20 protein-coding genes are annotated in these 22,131 nt (G+C 75.9%); 16 read left to right on the forward strand and 4 right to left on the reverse strand.

The window, feature by feature from the left end:
• The first annotated feature begins 4 nt into the window (after positions 1-4).
• From GXP71_RS01350 to GXP71_RS20530, 3 genes are all read left to right on the forward strand, one after another.
• The gene (locus tag GXP71_RS01350; protein ID WP_162351191.1) at positions 5-586 is read left to right on the forward strand and encodes a hypothetical protein; all 582 of its coding nucleotides are present in this window, start codon (positions 5-7) and stop codon (positions 584-586) included.
• Entirely contained in the window at positions 583-1,083 is a 501-nt protein-coding gene (locus tag GXP71_RS01355; protein WP_162351192.1) for a flavin reductase family protein, read from the forward strand. Before GXP71_RS01350 ends, GXP71_RS01355 begins: the two co-directional genes overlap by 4 nt.
• 197 nt (positions 1,084-1,280) lie before the next feature.
• Entirely contained in the window at positions 1,281-5,279 is a 3,999-nt protein-coding gene (locus GXP71_RS20530) for a VanW family protein (protein ID WP_202924309.1), read from the forward strand.
• Positions 5,280-5,423: 144 nt separating this feature from the next.
• Here GXP71_RS20530 and GXP71_RS01365 read toward each other — a convergent pair whose 3' ends face one another.
• A complete protein-coding gene (locus GXP71_RS01365) occupies positions 5,424-5,657 on the reverse strand; it encodes a hypothetical protein (protein WP_162351194.1) in 234 nt (77 codons plus the stop codon).
• 151 nt (positions 5,658-5,808) lie between these two features.
• Between GXP71_RS01365 and fdxA the strand changes: the two genes are divergently transcribed.
• The 3 genes from fdxA (at position 5,809) to GXP71_RS01380 (ending at position 8,799) form a co-directional block, all read left to right on the forward strand.
• Positions 5,809-6,135 (forward strand): ferredoxin, encoded by a 327-nt coding sequence (gene fdxA, locus GXP71_RS01370; RefSeq protein WP_013772042.1) that lies wholly within the window; start codon positions 5,809-5,811, stop codon positions 6,133-6,135.
• Between the two features lie 10 nt (positions 6,136-6,145).
• Positions 6,146-7,303: a succinyldiaminopimelate transaminase gene (dapC, locus tag GXP71_RS01375; protein WP_162351195.1), complete on the forward strand. Its 1,158-nt coding sequence runs from the start codon at positions 6,146-6,148 to the stop codon at positions 7,301-7,303.
• 197 nt (positions 7,304-7,500) lie between these two features.
• Positions 7,501-8,799, forward strand: a complete 1,299-nt coding sequence (locus GXP71_RS01380; RefSeq protein WP_162351196.1) for a citrate synthase — start codon at positions 7,501-7,503, stop codon at positions 8,797-8,799.
• Between the two features lie 139 nt (positions 8,800-8,938).
• Here GXP71_RS01380 and GXP71_RS01385 read toward each other — a convergent pair whose 3' ends face one another.
• Both GXP71_RS01385 and dapD read right to left on the reverse strand, forming a co-directional pair.
• Positions 8,939-9,850, reverse strand: a complete 912-nt coding sequence (locus GXP71_RS01385) for a hypothetical protein (protein ID WP_162351197.1) — start codon at positions 9,848-9,850, stop codon at positions 8,939-8,941.
• 4 nt (positions 9,851-9,854) lie between these two features.
• Positions 9,855-10,823 carry a 2,3,4,5-tetrahydropyridine-2,6-dicarboxylate N-succinyltransferase gene (gene dapD / locus GXP71_RS01390; protein ID WP_162351198.1) on the reverse strand — a complete coding sequence of 323 codons (969 nt, stop codon included), beginning with the start codon at positions 10,821-10,823 and terminating at the stop codon, positions 9,855-9,857.
• Between the two features lie 101 nt (positions 10,824-10,924).
• On the opposite strand from dapD, the gene dapE reads away from it, so the two are divergent.
• From dapE to GXP71_RS01420, 6 genes are all read left to right on the forward strand, one after another.
• Positions 10,925-12,025, forward strand: coding sequence for a succinyl-diaminopimelate desuccinylase (dapE, locus tag GXP71_RS01395; protein ID WP_162351199.1), 1,101 nt, complete (start codon positions 10,925-10,927; stop codon positions 12,023-12,025).
• Positions 12,026-12,149: 124 nt separating this feature from the next.
• Complete coding sequence (locus GXP71_RS01400; RefSeq protein ID WP_162351200.1) at positions 12,150-12,968, forward strand: TIGR00730 family Rossman fold protein; 819 nt, start codon at positions 12,150-12,152, stop codon at positions 12,966-12,968.
• Positions 12,969-13,009: 41 nt separating this feature from the next.
• Positions 13,010-13,918 (forward strand): dihydropteroate synthase, encoded by a 909-nt coding sequence (gene folP, locus GXP71_RS01405; RefSeq protein WP_202924310.1) that lies wholly within the window; start codon positions 13,010-13,012, stop codon positions 13,916-13,918.
• Positions 13,915-15,207: a hypothetical protein gene (locus tag GXP71_RS01410; RefSeq protein ID WP_162351201.1), complete on the forward strand. Its 1,293-nt coding sequence runs from the start codon at positions 13,915-13,917 to the stop codon at positions 15,205-15,207. The genes folP and GXP71_RS01410 overlap by 4 nt, the downstream gene beginning before the upstream one ends.
• 184 nt (positions 15,208-15,391) lie before the next feature.
• The gene (locus tag GXP71_RS01415; RefSeq protein ID WP_013772033.1) at positions 15,392-15,559 is read left to right on the forward strand and encodes a DUF3117 domain-containing protein; all 168 of its coding nucleotides are present in this window, start codon (positions 15,392-15,394) and stop codon (positions 15,557-15,559) included.
• Positions 15,560-15,575: 16 nt separating this feature from the next.
• The gene (locus GXP71_RS01420; RefSeq protein WP_162351202.1) at positions 15,576-17,177 is read left to right on the forward strand and encodes a M17 family metallopeptidase; all 1,602 of its coding nucleotides are present in this window, start codon (positions 15,576-15,578) and stop codon (positions 17,175-17,177) included.
• Positions 17,178-17,181: 4 nt separating this feature from the next.
• On the opposite strand, the gene GXP71_RS01425 is transcribed toward GXP71_RS01420, so the two are convergent.
• Entirely contained in the window at positions 17,182-17,814 is a 633-nt protein-coding gene (locus GXP71_RS01425; protein ID WP_124344264.1) for an O-methyltransferase, read from the reverse strand.
• Between the two features lie 206 nt (positions 17,815-18,020).
• On the opposite strand from GXP71_RS01425, the gene sigE reads away from it, so the two are divergent.
• The 4 genes from sigE to GXP71_RS01445 all read left to right on the forward strand — a co-directional run bounded on the left by sigE (position 18,021) and on the right by GXP71_RS01445 (position 22,083).
• On the forward strand, positions 18,021-18,650 hold the full coding sequence (gene sigE / locus GXP71_RS01430) for an RNA polymerase sigma factor SigE (protein WP_238402549.1): 630 nt from the start codon (positions 18,021-18,023) through the stop codon (positions 18,648-18,650).
• On the forward strand, positions 18,647-19,633 hold the full coding sequence (locus GXP71_RS01435) for a zf-HC2 domain-containing protein (protein WP_162351203.1): 987 nt from the start codon (positions 18,647-18,649) through the stop codon (positions 19,631-19,633). Before sigE ends, GXP71_RS01435 begins: the two co-directional genes overlap by 4 nt.
• A complete protein-coding gene (locus GXP71_RS20225) occupies positions 19,630-21,594 on the forward strand; it encodes a trypsin-like peptidase domain-containing protein (RefSeq protein WP_238402551.1) in 1,965 nt (654 codons plus the stop codon). The genes GXP71_RS01435 and GXP71_RS20225 overlap by 4 nt, the downstream gene beginning before the upstream one ends.
• 63 nt (positions 21,595-21,657) lie before the next feature.
• Positions 21,658-22,083, forward strand: a complete 426-nt coding sequence (locus GXP71_RS01445; protein ID WP_162351204.1) for a Sec-independent protein translocase TatB — start codon at positions 21,658-21,660, stop codon at positions 22,081-22,083.
• Positions 22,084-22,131 lie beyond the last annotated feature (48 nt).

A 22,131-nucleotide genomic window follows, 5' to 3' on the forward strand; every position in this document is an offset into this window, starting at 1 on the left:
CGCCGTGCAGCCACTGAGCACCGACGTCCTCACGAAGGCCGCGTCCACGTTCGTCCTCGGCCTCGTCGTCGGCGCCGTCGGCACCGCGATGCACCGCAGCGTGCCGCCGTGGGGCGTCGTCCTGTGCCTCCTGCTCGTCGCGTGCGCCGGGCTCCTCTCCCGCTCGTGGAGCGGGGGCGTCGCCCTGGCGGGCCTCGCGGGTGGCATGTTCCTCAGCGTCACGACCCTGGCCCGCTCCGGACCGGGCGGTGACGTGCTCGTGCCCGCCCGGCAGGGCATCGGGTGGGTGTGGGTCGTCGGAGCCGCCGGGGTCCTGGTCCTGGTCGCACTGGCGCCGCGTGCGCTCTTCCGCGACGAGCCGCGCGGCGAACGTCCCCGGACGGTCGCGCCCGCCGCGGGCGTCGAGCCCGTCGACGGCGGTGCGGTCGGGGGCGAGCTCCGGCCGGTCGACGGCCGCCTCGTGGGCGGCGAGCCCCGGCCCTTCGACGGCGGTCCGTCCGAGGGTGCCCCGACGCCTGCGGACGGCGACCGAGTCAGTGGTGAGCCCGACGACGGGTCGGGCGCACGGCGCGGCACCGCGCGATGACCGACACCCCGACCGTCGCGCCCGACGACTTCCGAGCAGCGGTCGGCCGGCTGCCCGCGGGCGTCGCCGTCGTGACCCTGCGCTGGCGCGGCACCGACCACGCCGCGACCGTCGGCTCGGTCGTCTCCGTGTCGCTCGAGCCCTCGCTGCTGCTGTTCTGCGTGCACGTCGACGCCCGGCTGCGCGACGCGCTCGACGAGGTCGACACGTGGGCGGTCTCCGTCCTCGCCGACGACCAGGCCCCCACCGCCGACTGGCTCGCGTCGGCCGGCCGGCCCGCGTTCGACCAGCTCGCACGGGTGCCGCACCGGGCCGCCCCCGTGTCCGGAGCCGCGTGGCTCGACGGAGCGGCCGCATGGTTCGACTGCCGCACCACGGACGTGCACCGCGCCGGTGACCACGACGTCGTCGTGGGCACCGTGCTCGCCGCCGAGCAGGGACACGCAGGTGCGGGGGGCCTCGTCCACCTGCGCGGACGCGTCCGACCCGTCCGCTGACGCCGCGCCGCGACGACCGACCCGCGGGCCTCGGCCGCCGATCCGTGGGGGAGGTGCGCGAGAGTCGTGCGCGCCGGGTGAGAACCCCCGACGCGCGGCGCCGAACACGTCGTCGCCTCAGGCGCGCACCGTAGAATCGCGGGCGCGCGTCAGCGCGCAGCCACGCGCCGAACCGTGCGCACCAGCAGGGGAGCAGGATGACCGAGCGGACCGACCGCGACCACTCCGAGCGGCCGGGGACCCCCGCCGCCGACGCCGACGCGACCACCGCGGACGACGCCACGCGTCGTGCCGGCGAGGACGCGGTCGAGGCTCCGACGGAGGCTGACGCCGACGCCGTCGCCGACGCCGACGCCGAGGGCGAGCAGGCCGCGGAGCCCGGGTCCGCCGAGCCCGACGGGTCCGCGTCCGAGGTGACCGCCGCCGGCGACGAGGGTGCTGCGGACGCATCGGCGGACACCGCGCCGGACGAGGACGACGTCGTCGTCCCGGCTGACGCTCCCGCAGACGGCGCGACCGGCACGGTGGCCGACGCCGAGACCGGCACTCCCGCCGCCGAGACCGGCACCCCCGCCGCCGAGGACGGCCCTGCTGCCGACACGGTGAGCGGCGCTCCCGCCGACGCCCAGGCTGGCGCGCCTGCCGACACCGAGCCCGGTGCTCCGCTCGACACCGAGCCTGGTGCTCCGCTCGACACCGAGCCTGGTGCTCCGGTCGGCACGGAGTCTGGTGCTCCGGTCGGCACCGAGCCTGGTGCTCCCGCCGACATCGAGCCTCGCGTTGCGGCCGACGTCGTGCCCGTCGAGTCCGCCTCGCCCCCCTCGCCGACGGGCGGCGCGACCCCGACCGCTCCTGCCGACGACGTCTCGTCGGACGACGTGCCGGGGGAGGCGGCCTCGGCCGCCGCGCCGACGGCCGGCGGTACCGGCGACGCCCCCCTCGACTCCGCCACGTCGACGGACGCTCCCGTCGAGGTGACCTCGACGTCCGAGCCGCCGGCCGACGCCGACGCGCCGTCCGCCGGTGCCCGGACGCTGCCCGACGCCGACGCGAGCGCGTCAGGGCCCTCCGACGAGGTGTCAGCTCCGGCGTCGGAGGACGCCGACGCGAGCGTGTCCGTGCCCTCCGACGATGTGTCGGCGCCGCGATCGGACGAGGCGTCGGCGACGGGCGAGACCCCGGCGTCCGAGGACCCGTCGACGGCTGATGCGGCGGACACGGCGCCCACCGTCTGGCCCGTGTGGGGTGCCCAGGCGGCCACGGCGCGCGCCACGTCGCCCGCCGAGCCTCTCCGGCCGAGCGAGGCCCTCGCCGCGGCCAGGACCCCGGCGGCCGGTGGCGCCGCTCCCGGCGACGCGACCGCACCCGCGCAGCCGACGCCCGAGGCGATGCCCGGTTCGGCAGGCGACGCGACGACGAGCGAGGCCGCCGCGGGCGTCGACGTCTCGACCCGTGCCGTGCCGCGCGTGACGGGTTCCGACGACACGGCGGTCCTCCCGGCAGCCGGAGACGCGAGCGTCGAGGCGCAGGTCGCGGCGACCACCCCCGCCGGGCCCGTGACCGCGGACGAGACGTCCGGTCCGACCGCGACGCAGCCGACGGCTTCCGCCGCGACGCAGCCGACGGCTTCCGCCGCGACGTCGTCGACGGGTTCCGCCGAGACGCAGCCGACGGGTCCCGCCGCGACGCCGCCGACGGGTCCCGCCGCGACGCAGCCGACGGGTCCCGCCGAGACGCAGCCGCCGGGTCCCGCCGCGACGCAGCCGACGGGTCCCGCCGAGACGCAGCCGACGGGTCCCGCCGCGACGCAGCCGACGGGTCCCGCCGCGACGCAGCCGACGGGTCCCGCCGCGACGGAGCCGACACGTCCGTCGACGACGCAGCCGTCCGGCTCGACCGAGACCCCGGCGTCCGGTGACGCTGCAGCACAGCCGCCCGTCCCGCCCGCGCGCGACACGGCCACCGCGCCGTCAGCCACCCCGACGGCGCCGTCGGCCGCCGAGGGTTCGGCGGCGCCGACCCCGACGCGGGTGCCGGTCGCGGACGCGGCCGCAGGGCCGACCACCCCGGCGGGGGCCGGCCAGCAGGCTCCGACGCGTGTCTCCGCGGCAGGTGCCGCCGCGGCACCGTCCGACGCGACGACGCCGACGCAGGCGCGGCCGTCCGCGGACGGTACGCCGACGGCACGGCTCGCCCCGACGGACGCGGCGCCGACCGCGGTGCGCCCCGCCGCGGCGTCCCCGACGTCCCCGCCGGTGCCGACGGACCGGACGCGTGAGGCGCCGGCAGGAGCGGGCGCCTCAGCTCCTGCGGCTGCGGCCGCCGGTGCGGCGACGGTCGGTTCCGGTCCCGCGGCTGCCGCCGCGCCCGGCGGGGCGTTCGCCCCGATCGGTTCGCGTGGTCCGGACCCGCTCGCACCGCGCATCGCGTCGGGGCCCGTCCCGCACGACGGGGACGACCGGGCGGAGTCGCCGCTCGACGTGTTCCAGCCGGACGACGGGCGTCGCCGCTGGGTGCGGCCCGTGCTGGTGATCGCCGGCATCCTGGTCGTGCTGGGCGGGCTGTACGTGGGTGCGTCGTTCGCGCTCGCGGACCGCGTGCCGCGTGGCGCGACGGTCGCGGGCGTCGACGTGGGCGGTCTGTCGTCGCAGGAGGCGGTGGACCGGCTGCAGGAGTCCCTCGCGGACGCGGCCACGCAGCCGGTCCCGGTGGAGGCGCAGGACGTCCAGGCGACGGTGGACCCGGCGACCGCCGGGCTCGTGTTCGACCCGCAGGCGACCGTGGACCGCATGACCGGCGTGGACCTGGCGGACCCCCTGCGGCTGTGGGACCAGATCGTCGGCGTGGGCGCCCGGCAGCCGGTGACGCAGGTCGACGACGCGGCGCTGGGCGCGGCGCTCGAGAACCTGGGCTCGTCGCTCGTGCTCGCACCGGTCGACGGGACGATCGTGTTCGCGGACGGCACGGCGAACGCGACGCAGGCGGCGGACGGCTGGGAGCTGGACGTCGAGGGTGCGACGACGGTGCTGCACGAGGGCTGGCTCGACGCGGCCCGCCCGCTCGCGCTGCCGACCACGACGGTCGAGCCGGCGATCACGCAGGAGAAGACGGACGCGGCGCTGGCGGTCGCGAAGAAGGTCGCGTCGGGACCGGTGTCGGTCACCGTGGGTGACCGCTCGACGACGCTCGAGCCGGCGGTCGTGACGGCGAACGCGTCGTTCGTGCCGGTGGACGGCGAGCTGGTCCTGCAGATGAACGGCGAGGCGCTGAGCGCCGCGGTCCTCGAGGGCCTGCCGGACCTGCTGACGGCGTCGGAGGACGCGCACTTCGACCTGTCGTCGGGCGCGCCGGTGATCGTGCCGGGCACGCCGGGCACGACGCTGGACCCGGCGGCGCTCGCGACGGCGGTGGCGGACGCGGCCGTGGCGAGCACGCGCTCGGCGACGGTGGAGCTGGTGCAGGCCGACCCGGCCGAGTCGACGGCGGAGCTCGAGGCGCTCGGCATCAAGGAGATCGTCTCGGAGTTCTCGACGCCGCTGACGTCGGAGCCGCGCCGGACGCAGAACATCGCGAACGGCGCGTCGAAGATCAGCGGCACGCTGATCCGCCCGGACGAGACGTTCAGCCTGACGGACGCGCTCGGCCCGGTGGACGCGGCGCACGGGTTCGTGCAGGCGGGCGCGATCGTCAGCGGCGAGCACGTCGACGCGTGGGGTGGCGGTCTGTCGCAGATCTCGACGACGACGTACAACGCGGCGCACTTCGCGGGGTTCGAGGACATCGAGCACAAGCCGCACAGCGAGTGGTTCGCGCGCTACCCGGAGGGCCGCGAGGCGACGATCTTCACGGGCACGCTGGACATGCGCTGGAAGAACAACACGCCGTACGGCGCGCTGGTGCAGTCGTGGGTCGAGGGCGGCCGGGTGTACGTGCGGATCTGGGGCACGAAGTACTGGACGGTCGAGTCGACGACGAGCCCGCGCTCGGGCGTCGTCTCGCCGACGACGGTCTACTCGCAGTCCGCGACGTGCGAGCCGCAGTCGGCGGGCAACCCGGGCTTCTCGGTGACGGTGACCCGCAAGCTGTACCTGAACGGCGAGCTCAAGGACACGGACACGAACTCGTGGCGGTACAAGCCGCAGAACAAGATCGTGTGCGGTCCGCCGCCGTCGGCGACCCCGCCGGCCAGCCCGTGACCTGACCGGAACGCGCGCGCGGAACCCGTCGAGGCCCCGGCCCGGCGGGTTCCGCGCGTCTGCGGCTGCGCGAACATCCGGGTCGAGGCGGAGGACGCGGTCCTGCGCCGTGCTCGCGAGCGGCGTCCGGCGTGGCGTCCGACGTCAGCGCGGGCGTCGCGGCGGCGGGGGAGGGACGCGCTTGGCGAGCACGACGTCGGCGCCGGGCACGTCGACGTCGCCGCCGCGCGTGCGGACGGTGAGGCCGTCGTCGTCGCAGCGCACGACGTCGCCGAGGACGTCGGTGAGCCGCGGCTCGCCGGGCGCCGGGTCGTCGTCGCGCCGACGCCGGACGACGACGCGTTCCCCGGGGTGCAGCGCGCGCCAGTCGACGCTCACGCGCCGTCCTCCCGCGTGCGCCACGCGGGCGTCACGACGTCCCGCGAGGTCGGCGACGGCGACCGCTCGTCTCGCTGCCGTGGACACGACCTCACGCGTGCTCGCATGTGGGGGATACTAGGCAGACCCCCTGCGCGTTGGAGGACGCACCGTGACCTATGTCATCGCCGAGCCTTGTGTGGACGTCAAGGACAAGGCGTGCATCGAGGAATGTCCCGTGGACTGCATCTACGAGGGCAAGCGGTCGCTGTACATCCATCCCGACGAGTGCGTGGACTGCGGGGCCTGCGAGCCCGTCTGCCCGGTCGAGGCCATCTACTACGAGGACGACGTGCCCGAGCAGTGGAGCGAGTACTACAAGGCGAACGTCGAGTTCTTCGACGACCTGGGCTCGCCGGGCGGTGCCGCGAAGATGGGTGAGATCGACAAGGACCACCCGATCATCGCGACGCTCCCGCTGCGCGTGCACGGCGACTGACGCCACCTGCGTGGGCTTCCTCACCGGCGCGCTGCCGGACTTCCCCTGGGACACGCTCACCCCGTTCGCCGAGCGCGCGCGCGCGTACCCGGGCGGCATCGTCGACCTGTCGGTCGGCACCCCGGTGGACCCGACGCCCGCGGTGGTGCGTGACGCGCTCGCCGCGGCCGCGGACTCGCCGGGCTACCCGCTGACGCACGGCACGCCCGAGCTGCGCGACGCGGTGGTGCGCTGGTTCGCGCGGCGCCGCGGCGTCCCCGGCCTGGACCCGGCGGCGGTGCTCCCGACGGTCGGCTCGAAGGAGCTCGTCGCGCTGCTGCCGTCGCTGCTGGGCCTGGGCGAGGGTGACGTGGTGCTGCACCCCGCGACGGCGTACCCGACGTACGACGTGGGTGCGCGGCTCGCGGGCGCGACGCCGGTGCCGACGGACGACCCGGCGGCCGTGCTCGCGGACGCGTCGAGCGGTGGTGCGGTGCGGCTCGTCTGGCTGAACTCGCCCGGCAACCCGGACGGCTCGGTGCTCGGTGTCGAGGAACTGCGTCGCGTGGTGGACGCCGCGCGTGCGGCGGCGGAGCGCGACGGCCGGCCGGTCGTGGTGGCGTCGGACGAGTGCTACGCCGAGCTCGCGTGGGAGGAGCCGTGGGCGTCGTCGGGCGTCCCGAGCGTGCTCGACCCGCGTGTGACGGGCGGCGACCTCACAGGGCTGCTCGCGGTCTACTCGTTGTCGAAGCAGTCGAACCTGGCGGGCTACCGGGCGGCGTTCGTCGCGGGTGACCCGGCGCTGGTGGCCCGCCTGCTCGAGCTCCGCAAGCACGCGGGCGTGATCGTCCCGGGTCCCGTGCAGGCGGCGACCACGGCAGCCCTGGCGGACGACGGGCACGTCGCGGAGCAGCGCGAGCGGTACCGGCGGCGACGCCGGCTGCTGCGCGGCGCGTTCGAGGAGGCCGGCTACGTCGTCGACCGGTCCTTCGCCGGCCTGTACCTGTGGGTGCGTCCCGACGGTGGCGGCCAGGACTGCTGGTCGACCGTGGGCGACCTCGCCGCACAGGGGATCCTCGTCGCGCCGGGCGCGTTCTACGGCGCGGCGGCGGCCGGCCACGTGCGGGTCGCGCTGACCGCGTCGGACGAGAAGATCGCGGAGGCGGCCGCCCGGCTCACCGGTGCGTGACGGCGCCGTGCGAGACGTTGTGAGGACCGTCACACCGGGACCCTGGTCCCGTCACGGATTGGTCACGGCAGGCTAGCCGCAGGTACCGTCAAGGCTGGCCAACGAGGGCCGGAGCAGCTGGCCGAGCAGGCCGCACGAACCGACCGCCGGACGCCCAGCGCATCCCCTGGGCCAGGGTCGTCGCAGGAAGGAACCACATGTCGGACGTCGTCACCGCGCCGGTCCAGCTGATCGTCGACGGCCAGTCCCGCGACCTGCCCGTCGTGACCGCGTCCGAGGGGAACGACGGGATCGTCGTCTCCTCGCTCCTGCGCGACACCGGCCTGGTCACGGTGGACCCGGGCTTCATGAACACCGCCTCGTGCGAGTCGAAGATCACGTACATCGACGGCGACGAGGGCATCCTGCGCTACCGCGGCTACCCGATCGAGCAGCTCGCGGAGCAGTCGTCGTTCCTCGAGGTCGCCTACCTGCTCATCCACGGCGAGCTGCCGACGCCGTCGGAGCTCGAGGCGTTCGAGGAGCGCGTCAACCGGCACACGCTGGTGCACGAGGACTTCCGCACGTTCATGGGGACGTTCCCGCGCAACGCGCACCCCATGGCCGTCATGTCGTCGGCGCTCAACGCGCTGTCGACGTTCTACCCGGAGTCGCTCGACCCGCACGACCCCGAGGCCGTCGAGCTCGCGACCGTCCTCATCCTCGCCAAGACGCGCACCATCACGTCGTACGTGCACCGCACGTCGAAGGGCGAGCCGCTGCTGTACCCCGACTACTCGCGCGGGTACGTCGAGGACTTCCTCCGCATGACGTTCGCGGTGCCGTACCAGCAGTACGAGCCGGACCCGGTGGTCGTGCAGGCGCTCGACAAGCTCCTCATCCTGCACGCCGACCACGAGCAGAACTGCTCGACGTCGACGGTGCGCATCGTCGGCTCGTCGAACGCGAACCTGTACGCGTCGGTCGCCGCGGGCATCAACGCGCTGTCGGGCCCGCTGCACGGCGGCGCGAACGAGGCCGTGCTCAAGATGCTCGACGAGATCAAGGCGAACGGCGGCGACGCGACCGCGTTCATGAAGCGCGTGAAGGACAAGGAGCCCGGCGTCCGCCTCATGGGCTTCGGCCACCGCGTCTACAAGAACTACGACCCGCGCGCCGCGATCGTGAAGGAGAGCGCCGACGCGGTCCTCTCGGCGCTCGGCAAGAACGACGAGCTGCTCGACCTGGCCCGCGGCCTCGAGGAGATCGCGCTCAACGACGACTACTTCGTGTCGCGCAAGCTCTACCCGAACGTCGACTTCTACACGGGCCTGATCTACAAGGCGATGGGCTTCTCGGAGTCGATGTTCACGCCGCTGTTCGCGCTGGGCCGCATGCCCGGCTGGATCGCCCAGTGGCGCGAGATGATCAACGACCCGCAGACGAAGATCGGCCGCCCGCGGCAGGTCTACACCGGCGCGACCGAGCGCGACTACACGCCCGTCGCGGACCGCTGACACCTCGCCTCGACGCGACGGCCCGGCACGCACGACGTGCCGGGCCGTCGGCGTCCCCACCGGGCACCGGTCGCGGCCGGCCGTCGCGGCACGGTCGGCGGGTCGCCGCACGGGTCGCCGCGTCCGGCGGCGTCGTGCCTCAGGGCGCGAGCGTCAGCCTGACCTGACCCGTGGTCGGCGCGTCGGCGGCCGTCGCGGCGGTCCAGGACGCCTCCGTGCGGTCCCACACCTGTCCCGCAGTCGCCACCTGCGTCAGCCCGAGCGGCTCGGCGACGGCGACGGCCCACTGGGCGACGGACCACCCGCGCCGTTCGACGGCCGCCTCGTCGGGTGCGGAGAGCGGGACGAGGTCGATCACGACGTCGACACCGCCGTCCTCCCGCGGGGCCGACGTCACGGGCAGCTCGCCGAGGTCGCGATGCAGCCGGGCGGTGACGGCCTCGACCGTCCCCATCCCGGGGGCGGGGTCCCGCAGCGTGCACGAGAGCGCCGCCGGCGACCAGCCGGTCAGCGCGGAGGCGTAGGCGCGGGCGCGGACCTCGTGCTGCGCGTACGCGTCGGGGTAGCCGGACCGCTGCACGGCCTGGGCGGCCTCGGTGATCGGCAGCTCCTCGTAGCCGGGCACCTGCACGAGCCGGTCGTAGAAGATCCCGGTCGCGTAGACGGGGTCCTGCACCTGCTCGGGCGTGCCCCAGCCCTGCGACGGCCGCTGCTGGAACAGGCCGAGCGAGTCGCGGTCGCCGTAGTCGACGTTGACGAGCTTCGACTCCTGCAGCGCGGTGGCGAGCCCGATCGTCACCGCGCGTGCAGGCAGGCCGCGCCGGACCGCGGTCGCGGCGATGAGCGCGGCGTTGTCCGCCTGCTCGGGCGAGAGGAACCACGTGGTGCCGTCGACGGTCGCGGCGCACCGCTGCACGACGGGCGGGGCCTCGTCCTGCAGGCGCAGCACGGTGACGACCGCGGCGACGCCGCCGCCGAGGGCGACGACGAGCGCGACGGCCAGGCAGCCGGCACGTCGTCCGCGGTGCCGCCGGGGGCGTCGGCGGGCCACGGCGTCAGTTCGCGTGCAGGGCGGCGTTGAGCTCGACGCCTGCGCCTGCGCGTGCGACCGCCTCGACCCCGCCCGTGAGCGAGTTGCGGCGGAACAGCACGCCGTGCGCACCCGCGAGCTCGCGGGCCTTGACCACGCGCGGCTCGGCGCCCGGGTCGGGGGCGCCGTCGGCGCTCCAGCCCAGCAGCGTGACCTTGGTGCCCGCGGTGACGTACAGCCCGGCCTCGACCACGCAGTCGTCGCCGAGCGGGATGCCGAGACCGGAGTTGGCGCCGAGCAGGCTGCGCCGGCCCAGCGACACCACGACGCGGCCGCCGCCCGACAGCGTGCCCATGATCGACGCGCCACCGCCGACGTCGGAGCCGTCGCCCACGACGACGCCCGCGGAGATGCGGCCCTCGACCATCGACGTGCCGAGCGTCCCGGCGTTGTAGTTGACGAACCCCTCGTGCATGACGGTCGTGCCGCTCGCGAGGTGCGCGCCGAGGCGCACGCGGTCGGCGTCGGCGATGCGTACGCCGGACGGCACGACGTAGTCGACCATGCGCGGGAACTTGTCGACGCCCAGCACCGTCACGGGCACGCCGGTCGCGGCGCGCAGCCGCGCGCGCGTCGTCTCGAAGCCGTCGACGGCGCACGGGCCGCGGTCCGTCCACACGACGTTCGGCAGGACGCCGAAGATGCCGTCGAGGTTCTGACCGTGCGGCGCGACGATCCGGTGCGACAGCAGGTGCAGGCGCAGGTAGGCGTCGGCGGTGTCGGCGGGCGGGGCGTCGAGGTCGACGACGGTCCTGACGACCTGCACGCGCACGCCGCGCGCGTCGTCGACGCGCTCGCCCGCGACGAGCTCTGCGGGGGCCGTCGCGTCGGCCGGCGGCTCGCCGAGCGCGGGCGCGGGGTACCAGGTGTCGAGCGTCGTGCCGTCGCCGGCGACCGTGGCCAGGCCGAAGCCCCAGGCCGTGCGTGCTGTCATGCGGACAACCCTAGACAACGTGCAGGCGCTTACCGTCCGGTAGCCCGCGCGACGGGCCGGGACGGACCGAGCGCGCCGCGCCCGGCGGCTAGGGTCGCGGTGTGACCGCCACGACGCCTCCCGCCCTCGACCTGCGCGCCGACCTGCTGACGCTGACGCGCGCTGTGTGCGACGTCCCGTCCGTGAGCGGCGACGAAGGTCCGCTGGCGGACGCGGTCGAGGCGGCGCTGCGTGCCTGCCCGCACCTCGAGGTGCTGCGCGACGGGGACGCGATCGTGGCGCGGACCGACCTCGGACGGCCGACGCGCGTCGTCGTCGCGGGCCACATCGACACCGTCCCGATCGTCGACAACGTGCCGACGCGCGTCGAGGGGGAGGGCGCCGAGCGGGTCGTGTGGGGCCGCGGGACCGTCGACATGAAGGCGGGTGTCGCGGTGCAGCTCGCGCTCGCGGCCGAGCTCGACGCTCCGACGCACGACGTCACGTGGGTGTTCTACGACCACGAGGAGGTCGACGCCGACCTCAACGGCCTCGGGCGGCTCGTCCGGACCCACCCGGAGTGGCTCGCGTGCGACTTCGCGGTGCTGTGCGAGCCGACCGCGGGCGGTCTCGAGGGTGGTTGCAACGGCACGCTGCGCGCCGAGGTCCGGCTGACCGGCGTCGCCGCGCACTCGGCGCGCTCGTGGACGGGCCGCAACGCGATCCACGCCGCGGGCGAGGTGCTGCGGCGGCTCGAGGCGTACGAGGCCGCGTCGGTCGAGGTCGACGGGCTCGTGTACCGCGAGGGCCTCAACGCGGTGCTCGTCACGGGTGGCACGGCGGCCAACGTCATCCCCGACGCGTGCGTCGTCACCGTGAACTACCGGTTCGCGCCGTCGCGCACCGTGGAGGAGGCCGCGCAGCACGTGCGCGACCTGTTCGACGGCTACGACGTGGTCGTCACGGACGCCGCGCCCGGTGCGCGTCCCGGCCTCGACCACCCGGCCGCCGCCGCCTTCGCCGAGGTCGTGCTGGCGGTGACGGGGGGCGCGCCCGCGGCGAAGCTCGGCTGGACGGACGTCGCGCGCTTCTCCGCGCTCGGCGTGCCGGCCGTCAACTTCGGCCCTGGCGACCCGCTGCTCGCGCACAAGGTCGACGAGCACTGCCCCGTGGACCAGATCGAGGTCTCGCACGCCGCGCTGCGGGCCTGGCTCACCGCCTGACGGTGGCGTCGTCGGCCGGCCCGGCCGAGGACCGAGCGACGGACCGGCAGCGTTCCGACGACGGACCGCCTGCGGTGGTCCGTCCGGGCCGCGAACCCCCAGGGCCCACGCCTAGAGTCACCCCATGAGCGACGACGGTCAGCCCGCACCCGGCCAGGGATACCGCAAGGGACCGGTGATCCTGCGCGGCCGGCAGATCCCCTCCAGCACGTCCGACCAGCGCCTGCTGAGCCGCGGCGACAGCGCGTCCTGGCTGCACGGCGACCCGTGGCGCGTCATGCGCATCCAGAGCGAGTTCGTCGAGGGGTTCGGCGCGCTCGCCGAGGTCGGGCCCGCGGTGAGCGTGTTCGGGTCGGCCCGGACTCCCGTCGGCAGCGCCGAGTACCGGCTGGGCGTGGAGGTGGGGCGCCTGCTCGCGGCCGCCGGGTACGCGGTCATCACCGGCGGCGGCCCGGGGATCATGGAGGCCGCGAACCGCGGCGCGTTCGAGGAGGGCGGCCTGTCCGTCGGGCTCGGCATCGAGCTGCCGTTCGAGCAGGGCATGAACCCCTACGTCGACCTCGGCGTGAACTTCCGCTACTTCTTCGCCCGCAAGACGATGTTCGTCAAGTACTCCGAGGGCTTCGTCGTGCTGCCCGGAGGCTTCGGCACGTTCGACGAGCTGTTCGAGGCGCTCACGCTCGTGCAGACGCACAAGGTCACGAGCTTCCCGATCGTCCTCGTCGGCCGCTCCTACTGGCAGGGCCTCCTGGACTGGGTGAGCGGGCCGGTCCTCGAACGCGGCATGATCTCCGCCGTGGACCTCGAGCTGCTCAAGGTCGTCGACGACGCCGAGGAGGCCGTCGACATCGTCCGGGAACGCGGTGCGGAGCTGCGCGCGCAGGAGGAGGCCGCCGCGCGGGCGACCGCGGAGGCGGAGTCGTCGCCCGAGGCCGCGGGGTGACCGGCGGGACGGCGCCACCCACGGGGCAGACCGCCCGACCGGTGCCCGCGGCCGGGGCCGTACCGCCGGCGGGAGCGCCGCTGCGGCTGCGGGGTCGTGTCGTCGGCGCGGACCGGCCCGTCGTCATGGCCGTCGTCAACCGCACGCCCGACTCGTTCTACGCCGCCGCGCGCCACGACGACGCGACCGCGGACGCCGCCGTCGCGCGCGCGGCCGAAGAAGGCGCCGACATCGTCGACCTGGGCGGTGTCCGCGCCGGGCGCGGGCCGTACGTCGACGCGGACGAGGAGGTCGCCCGCGTCGTGCCGCTCGTCGCACGCGTGCGCGCCCGCCACCCCGACCTGCTCGTGAGCATCGACACCTGGCGCGCGGACGTCGCGCGCGCCGCAGCCGACGAGGGCGTCGACCTCGTGAACGACACGTGGGCGGGCCACGACCCGCACCTCGTCGAGGTCGCCGCCGAGCGCGGGCTGGGCGTCGTCTGCTCGCACACGGGCGGCGCGCGACCGCGGACCGACCCGTTCCGCGTCGCGTACCCCGGCGACGGGCTCGACGGTGTGCTCGACGACGTGCTGGCGACCGTGACCGCCGGCGCCCGCCGGGCGGTGGCCCTCGGCGTCGACCCGGCGTCGGTGCTCGTCGACCCGACGCACGACTTCGGCAAGAACACCTGGCACTCGGTGCACCTGCTGCGCCGCACGGCCGCGCTCGTCGCGACCGGGTTCCCCGTCCTGATGGCGCTCTCCCGCAAGGACTTCGTCGGCGAGAGCCTGGACCTGCCCGTCGACGACCGGCTCGAGGGCACGCTCGCGGCGACGTCGGTCGCGGCGTGGCTCGGGGCACGCGTCTTCCGGGCGCACGACGTGGCCGCGACGCGGCGGACCGTGGACATGGTGGCCGTCCTGCGCGGCGACGCGGCGCCCGCGCGGGCCGTGCGAGGGCTCGCATGAGCGGTGACCGCACGGCCCCGGGGTCGACGGACGCGCCGGTCGCCACGGACGCCGCCGACGTGCGCGCGTCCACGGCCCCGCGCGCGTGGACCGACCCGCGCGGCTGGCCGTGGTGGGTGCAGGCGCTCGCCGTGTACCTCGCCGGGCGGGCGTTCAGCGCGGTCGCGCTCGTCGTCACCGCGCAGGCGCAGGTCGAGAACTACTGGACGCCCGCGCAGCCGTCGTACCTGCAGTTCACGGGCCTGATGTGGGACGCGAGCTGGTACCGGCAGGCCGCCGAGCAGGGTTACCCGGACACGCTTCCCGTGGGCGAGGACGGGCTGGTCCAGCAGAACGTCTGGGCGTTCTTCCCGCTCTTCCCGATGCTCGTCCGCGGGCTCATGGTGCTGACCACGGGTCCCTGGTACGTGGTCGCCCCGCTCACGGCGCTCGTCCTCGGTGCCGCTGCCGCCGTCGTGATCCACCGGCTCGTCGAGCGCGGGGCGCCGCGCGCCGTCGCCGCACGTCCCGGCCTGCCGCTGGCGACGGTCGCGCTCGTCACGGCGTTCCCGACGGCGGTCGTGCTCCAGGTCGCGTACACCGAGTCGCTCGCGCTGCTGCTCATCGCCGCCGCGCTGCTGCTGCTCGTCGAGCGGCGCTACCTCGCGATGTCCGTCGTCGTGCTCGCGCTCGGCTTCACGCGCGCGGTCGCGCTGCCGATGGCCGCGGTGATCGTGGTGCACGCGGCGGTGCGCTGGTGGCACAGCCGCCGTGGCGAGGACCACCTCGGAGGCCGGGACCTCGGCGGGCTCGCGGCGCTCGCGGTCGCGGCCGGTGTCTCGGGCGTCGCCTGGCCGCTCATCTGCGGCTGGGTCACGGGCGTGCCCGACGGCTACCTGCAGACGCAGGAGTCGTGGCGCGGGCTGCGCGAGGTCCAGCCCTTCGGTGCGTGGGGCTACGTGTCGCAGTTCTGGTTCCAGGAACGTGCGCCGTGGGTGCTCGCCGCGGGGTTCGCGCTCGTGATCGCCGTGCTCGTGGTCCCTGCCGCGTGGCGGCTCGGCAACGAGCTGCACGCCTGGCCCGCCGCGTACCTGCTCTACATCGCGGCGGTGATCGAGCCCGGCAGCAGCCTCGCACGGTTCCTCGTCCTCGCCTTCCCGCTGGGCGCCGTGACGGCCGGCGTCGTGACCCGGCCGGCCGCTGCGCGCCGGCTCTGGTTCACCGGCGTGCTCGTGCTCATGCTCGCGCTCCAGCTCGTCTGGGTCTGGAACATGTGGCGGCTGACCCCGCCGCAGGGCTGGCCGCCGTGACCGGTGCACCTGGACCGGCGTCCGACGTGGAGCCGATCGGGCGGTCCGGGTCGCATCGGTCGAGGTGGGGGACCCTCGGGTGAACTAAGATGGTCGGCGGACCACCGGCCAAGCGGGCCTCTCGTCGCGCGCTCCGCGCACGAGCACCCGGCCGGGACGCACGAGCGAAGGAGAGGCCCCCCGTATGGCCGCGATGAAGCCGAGGACCGGCGACGGACCGCTCGAGGTGACGAAGGAGGGGCGCGGCATCGTGATGCGCGTCCCGCTCGAGGGCGGTGGACGGCTGGTGGTCGAGCTCAACGCGACCGAGGCCGCCGAGCTGGGCGAGGCCCTCACGTCCGTCGTCTCCTGACGACGGACCGCACGACATGGCGAGGTCGACGACAGGTTTCACCGCTTCCATCGGCCGGACGCCGCCCGAGGTGACGTCGGTCGGTGGCGGGCTCGCGACGAGCCCGCTGCTGACCGACGGCTCGGTCGACGCCGTCGCCGTCCCGGTCGCCCCACCGGGACCCGGCGACGAGGGCGTCGAGGCCCGCGAGGGGACCGCCGACGCCGCGGCACGCTACGGCGTCGACCTCGCGGAGATCGCCGAGCGTGTGCGCCTCACGGGCGCCGCCGGCGAGGCGTACGTCCTGCAGCTGCCGCGACCCGTCGGGTCCGCGGTCACGCTGCCCTGGGCCGGGCTGCCCCCGCGCCTGGTCGTCGTGGGAGTCGGCGACGGCTCGCCGCGCGACGTCCGTCGGGCCGGGGCCGCTCTCGCGCGGGCCACCCGCGGCCTGCGCCGCGTCGTCACGACGGTCGGCGCCTACGCCGGTCAGTCGTCGTCCGACGAGGCCGCCGCGGCCCGCGCGCTCACCGAGGGCTACCTGCTCGCCGCGTACCGCACGCCGACGCTCGCGACCGGCAAGCCCGACCCCGCCCCGGCGCCGCTCGTGCTGCTCGGCCGGGACGGCACGCGCGTCGCCGCGGCGATCGACGCGGGTCGGACCTCAGCGCGTGCGACGTGGCTCGTGCGCGACCTGGCCGCGACCCCGTCGAGCATCAAGAACCCCGCGTGGTTCGCCGACCAGGCGCGCCGGCTCGCCCGCGCCGCCGGGCTCGAGGCCACCGTGCGGACGCCGCGCGAGCTCGCCGCCGACGGCTTCGGCGGGATCCTCGCGGTGGGCGCCGGCTCGGCCTCGCCACCGCGGCTGGTCACCGTGTCCTACCGGCCCGCCACCGCGGGTCCCGACGCGCAGCACGTCGTGGTCGTCGGCAAGGGCATCACCTACGACACGGGTGGCCTGTCGATCAAGCCGCGCGAGGCCATGGTCCCGATGAAGACCGACATGACGGGCGCCGCCGTCGCGCTGGCGACCGTGCTCGGCGCTGCCGAGGCCGGCGTCGCGCACCGTGTCACCGCGGTGCTGCCGCTCGCGGAGAACCACGTCGGCGCCGCGTCCTACCGGCCCGGTGACGTCCTCACGCTGTTCGGCGGCACGACCGTCGAGATCGCGAACACCGACGCGGAAGGGCGGCTGGTCCTCGCGGACGCCCTCGCCTGGGCGGACGCGCGCCTCGACCCCGACGTGCTCGTCGACGTCGCCACCCTCACGGGCGCCGCGACGCTCGGTCTCGGCAAGCAGCACGCCGCGCTCTACGGCACCGACGACGCGCTCGTCGCGGCCCTGGCCGCTGCGGGGGAGACCTCGGGCGAGCTCGCGTGGCCCATGCCCCTGGTCGCGGAGTACGAGGAGGCGGTCGCGTCCGACGTGGCCGACCTGCGGCACGTGCCGGTCGACCGCCGGATCGGCGGCGGGTCCATCACGGCCGCGCTGTTCCTGCAGCACTTCGTCGGCGAGCGACGCTGGGCACACCTCGACATCGCCGGGCCGGCCCGCGCGACGGCGGACAAGCACGAGGTCACCGAGGGTGCGACCGGCTACGGCGCGCGCCTGCTGCTGGAGTTCCTCGCCGAGCTGCGCTGACTCCTCAGCGGCGGACGGCTACCAGGAGGCCGTCGCCCGTCGGCAGGAGCGCGGGCAGCAGCCGGTCGTCGGCGCGCACGACGCGGCCGACCTCGCGGATGGTCGTCGTGGTCTCGTCGCGCCGGGCAGGGTCCGCCACGCGGTCGTGCCACAGCGCGTTGTCGACGGCGAGCACGCCACCGGGCCGGAGCAGGCGCACGGCCTGCTCGACGTAGCCCGGGTAGGACTCCTTGTCGGCGTCGACGAACACCAGGTCGTAGCCGCCGTCGGTGAGGCGCGGCAGCACGTCGAGCGCCCGGCCGGAGATCGTGCGCGTCCGCGTGCCCCGCACACCCTCCTCCGCGAAGGCCTCCTTGGCGGCCCGCTGGTGCTCGACCTCGAGGTCGATCGTCGTGAGCACGCCGTCCGCAGGCATGCCGCGCAGCAGGTACAGCGACCCCACACCGGCCCCCGTGCCCACCTCGACGACCGCGCGGGCCTGAGCCGCCGCCGCGAGCACCGACAGCGCGGCCCCCGACCCCGGCAGCACGGGCGTGCAGCCGAGCTGCGCCGCTCGCTCGCGGGCGCGCAGGAGCACGTCGTCCTCGGGGAGGAACTCCTCGCAGTAGACCCAGCTCTGGGCCTTGTCGGTGGAGATGGCAGCCTCCCGGGGCGGTGCAGTGGGGCGTGGGATGCGGCCAGCCTATCGGTGCACCCGTGGCGCCCGAGGGAGGCGGGCGGGGCCGTGGCGGAACTTTCCGCGCGGTCGACGCGTTCCACCAGGACGCACGTCACGATTCGAAGACCGCCGCGCGACCTGGGAGACTGGTGCCCCGTCCGCAGACCCCGAAGGAGCCCGACCCGATGACCACGCCCCCGACCGTCTGGCAGCCGCCGACGTGGGAGCAGATCGTCCGGGACCACTCGGCGCGCGTCTACCGCCTCGCGTACCGCCTCACCGGCAACCGGCACGACGCGGAGGACCTCACGCAGGAGACCTTCGTGCGGGTCTTCCGGTCGCTCAACACCTACACGCCCGGCACGTTCGAGGGCTGGCTGCACCGCATCACGACGAACCTGTTCCTCGACCAGGCGCGTCGCAAGCAGCGGGTCCGCATGGACGCGATGGGCGACGACTCCGACCGCTACGCGTCCGTCGACAGCCTCGGCAGCCCCGAGCGCGCGTACGAGCACGGCAACCTCGACCACGACGTGCAGCGCGCGCTCGACGAGCTCCCGCCCGAGTACCGCGCCGCCGTCGTGCTGTGCGACATCGAGGGCCTGTCGTACGAGGAGATCGCGGTCACGCTCGGGATCAAGCTGGGCACGGTCCGTTCACGCATCCACCGCGCCCGCGCGCGCCTGCGCGACTCGCTGGGCCACCGTGCGCCGGAGGTGCAGGGCACGCACGCCGCCGCGCCCGTCACCGCGTCGGACGCGGCCGCGGATCCCACGCTGCACGTGGTCGGCACCGGCCGGGGGAGCGTGGGGTGAGCCACCTCGGGTCCCGGATCAGCGCGCTCGTCGACGGCCAGCTCTCGGTCGCCCAGACGGAGCGGGCGCTCGCGCACGTCGCGCTGTGCGCGCAGTGCGCGACCGAGCTCGCCGCGGCCCGCGCCGCGCGCCGGGCCCTCGCGTCCGCGGCGGACGACGTCGCGCCCGCCCCTGACCTGACCGCCCGCCTCCTGTCGCTCGCGCCCGAGCCCGACGCCGCGGACGCGCGCCGGCCCCAGCCGCCGCGGGACCCGTTCGCCGCGCCGCCCGACCGGTTCGCGCTCGCGTCGGCCGGCCTCGTGCCGCGCTCGTGGACGGGCCGCTCGACCGCGGGCCTGCGCCCCGACCTCACGTCCCGCCGCCACCCGACCCGCCTCGCGGTCGGGTCCGTCGCCGGGCTCGGTGCCGTCGCCGCGATGCTGTTCGTGCTCGGCGAGCGCCCCGAGATCGTGCCCGTGAGCCACCCCGGAGCCGACCTCGCGCTGCTCGCGCAGCCCGCCTCCGGGCCGGGCACGGCTGACGGGCGTCCCGTGCTCGACGACGCCGTCCGCGCCGGTCAGGTCGACCCCGCGACGACGTCGTGGCTGCGCGCGCACGCCTGGTCGTTCCCGACCGACCTGCCCGACGGCTGGTCCGTCACGGGCCTGCGCTGGGCGCAGGGCGGGTCCGTGCTCGAGGTCGACGTGACCGGTCCGGCCGGGACGCTCGTCGTGACCGAGCAGCAGGGCCGGCTCGACACCGACGCGATCGCCGGTGCGCGCGTGCACGACCTCGGTGGGCGTGCCGTGTACGTGCTCGCGTCCGAGCCGTCGCACCTCGCGTGGCAGGCCGACGCGACCGTCGTGCAGGTCGTCGGCGCCGACGGGCACGACGTCCTGGCGCCGCTCGTGGCAGCCTTTCCCGGAGGCGCCTACGACGACGGGGTGCCCGCGCGCATCACGCGCGGCTGGCAGACGGTGACGGGAGCCCTGCAGACCCCATGACGACCCCCGACGAGGCGAGCCGACCGACCGAGCCGGCAGCCGCCCCGGGTGCGACGCCTCGACCCGCCGACGCCACGGCCGAGCCGCAGGCGTCCGCGCAGACTCCCGCGCCCTCGGCCGCACCTGAGACGTTCGAGAACCCGTTCGCGAGCCCGTCGGGGCGGCGCGTCCTGCCGCCCGACCCTGCGCCGCGCGTGGCGCCGACCGCGGCGCCGGCACCGCCCGCCTCGTCGACGGGGACGCCCGACGGCGCGGCGGCCGGGACGTCGCACGCCGGCCAGGGCGTCGACCCGCGCCACAGCCAGCCCGGCGTCGACCCGCGCCCCGGCCAGCCAGGCGCCGACCCGCGCTACGGCCAGCCGGGCCCCACCTCGCGCTACGGGCAGGCCGGTGCCGACCCGCGCTACGGCCAGGCCGGTGCTGACCCGCGCTACGGGCAGGCCGGTGCTGACCCGCGCTACGGGCAGGCCGGGGCTGACCCGCGCTACGGCCAGGCCGGTGCTGACCCGCGCCTCGGGCAGGCAGCCGCCGGCGGCGACCCGCGTGTCGCGCCGGCGGGTCACGGCGGGGGGCCGAGCGGCGCCGCGACCGGGTTCCCGGACCGCGCACCCTTCCCGCAGCCCGACCCCCGCACCGACCCGCGGTTCGTGCGCGTCAGCCGCCGCGCGGCCCGCAAGGCCGCGGGGGCGACGGGTGTCGACCTCGGGACGGCAGGCGCGGCGCACGTGAGCGCCGCCCCCGCCCTTGCCTTCCGTCCCGACGCGCCGGGCTACGGCACCGAGGGCCGCGTCCCGCTCAGCGCGCCGGGCGACGGCGCGGGGCACGCGGGGACGCCGCACGTCCTGGCCGGCCCGCGGCGTCGTCGGCGGACGCTCTCGGTCGTGTGGGTGGTGCCGCTCGTGGTGCTCGCGCTCGTGGCGGGCGTCCTGGGCGGCCTGCTCGGTGCGCGGTTCGGCGAGGACGACCACCTCGCGGACGCGGGCCTGCCGACGACCGTCCCGGGTGCGGCGGACGTCGCGCGCGCACCCGAGTCGGTCGCGGGCATCGCGGCGACGGTCCTGCCCAGCGTCGTGTCGATCGAGGTCGACGGGCCGCAGGGCACCGCGACGGGCTCGGGCTTCGTGCTGCGCGCGGACGGCTACCTCGTGACCAACAACCACGTGGTCGCCGAGGCCGCGGACGCGGCGACCTCGATGACGGTGACGTTCGCGGACGGCAGCGAGGAGAGCGCGACGGTCGTCGGGCGGACGTCGGAGTACGACCTCGCGGTGCTCAAGGTCGCCGTGACCGGGCTGACGCCGCTGCTCCTGGGCGACTCGGACGCGGTCGTCGTGGGCGACCCGGTGGTCGCGATCGGCGCGCCCCTGGGCCTGGCCGGCACGGTCACGACGGGCATCGTCAGCGCGCTCAACCGGCCGGTGTCGGCGGGTGACGAGGAGGACACCGCGTTCATCAACGCGATCCAGACCGACGCGGCGATCAACCCGGGGAACTCGGGAGGCCCGCTCGTCAACGCCAAGGGCGAGGTGATCGGCGTCAACTCGGCGATCGCGCAGCCGCCGGGCACGCCGTCGACGTCGGGCGGCAGCATCGGCCTGGGCTTCGCGATCCCGTCGAAGCAGGTGCGCCGCACGGCCGAGCAGCTCATCGAGACGGGCCGCGCGACATACCCGATCATCGGCGTGCTGCTGGACCAGCGGTACGTGGGCGAGGGCGTGCAGGTGTCGACCGAGGACCGCGACGGGACGCCCGCCGTCTCGCCGGACGGCCCCGCGGAGCGCTCGGGCATCCGTCGCGGCGACGTGATCCTCGCGATCGACGGCCGTCCCGTGACGGACCCCGACGAGCTGATCGTCGCGATCCGCGCGCGGACCCCGGGGGAGACGGTCGTCCTGCGCGTGCGCACGGGCTCCGACGAGCGCGACGTGCGGGTCCGGCTCGACGAGGCCGACGCCCGCTGAGACGCCTCCGGGCGGGCCGCCGACCGGGGCCTGCCGGCGGTCCGCGCGGGGTACCCTGACCCGGTGTTCGGAATCAACGGCGGGGAGCTGCTCGTGCTCTTCCTCGTCGCGGCCTTCGTGATCGGCCCCGAGCGCCTGCCGAGGTACGCGGAGCAGCTGGGCCACTGGGTCCGGCGCGCACGCCAGTTCGCCGCCGACGCCAAGGCGCGCGTCGACGAGGAGCTCGGCGAGGAGGCCCGCGACGTCGACTGGGCGGCGCTCGACCCGCGCAAGTACGACCCGCGCCGGATCGTGCGCGAGGCCCTGCTCGACGACCTGCCGCCGACCTCCGGACGCGCCCCCGCGCGACCCTCGCCGTCCGCCCGTGCCGCCGCCGCGACGGGCGGCGCTGCCGCTGCCGCGGCTGCCACGAAGGGCGGAGGGGTCGGGGTCGCGGGTGACCCGGGCGACCGATGGCGGAGCGCACCGTTCGACGACGAAGCCACCTGACGTAGCGCGTCGGCGCGCGGTCGCCGACGTGGCCGGTCGAGGTCCCGC

This window comes from Cellulomonas sp. H30R-01 (assembly GCF_010119915.1).
Lineage (GTDB): Bacteria > Actinomycetota > Actinomycetes > Actinomycetales > Cellulomonadaceae > Cellulomonas > Cellulomonas algicola.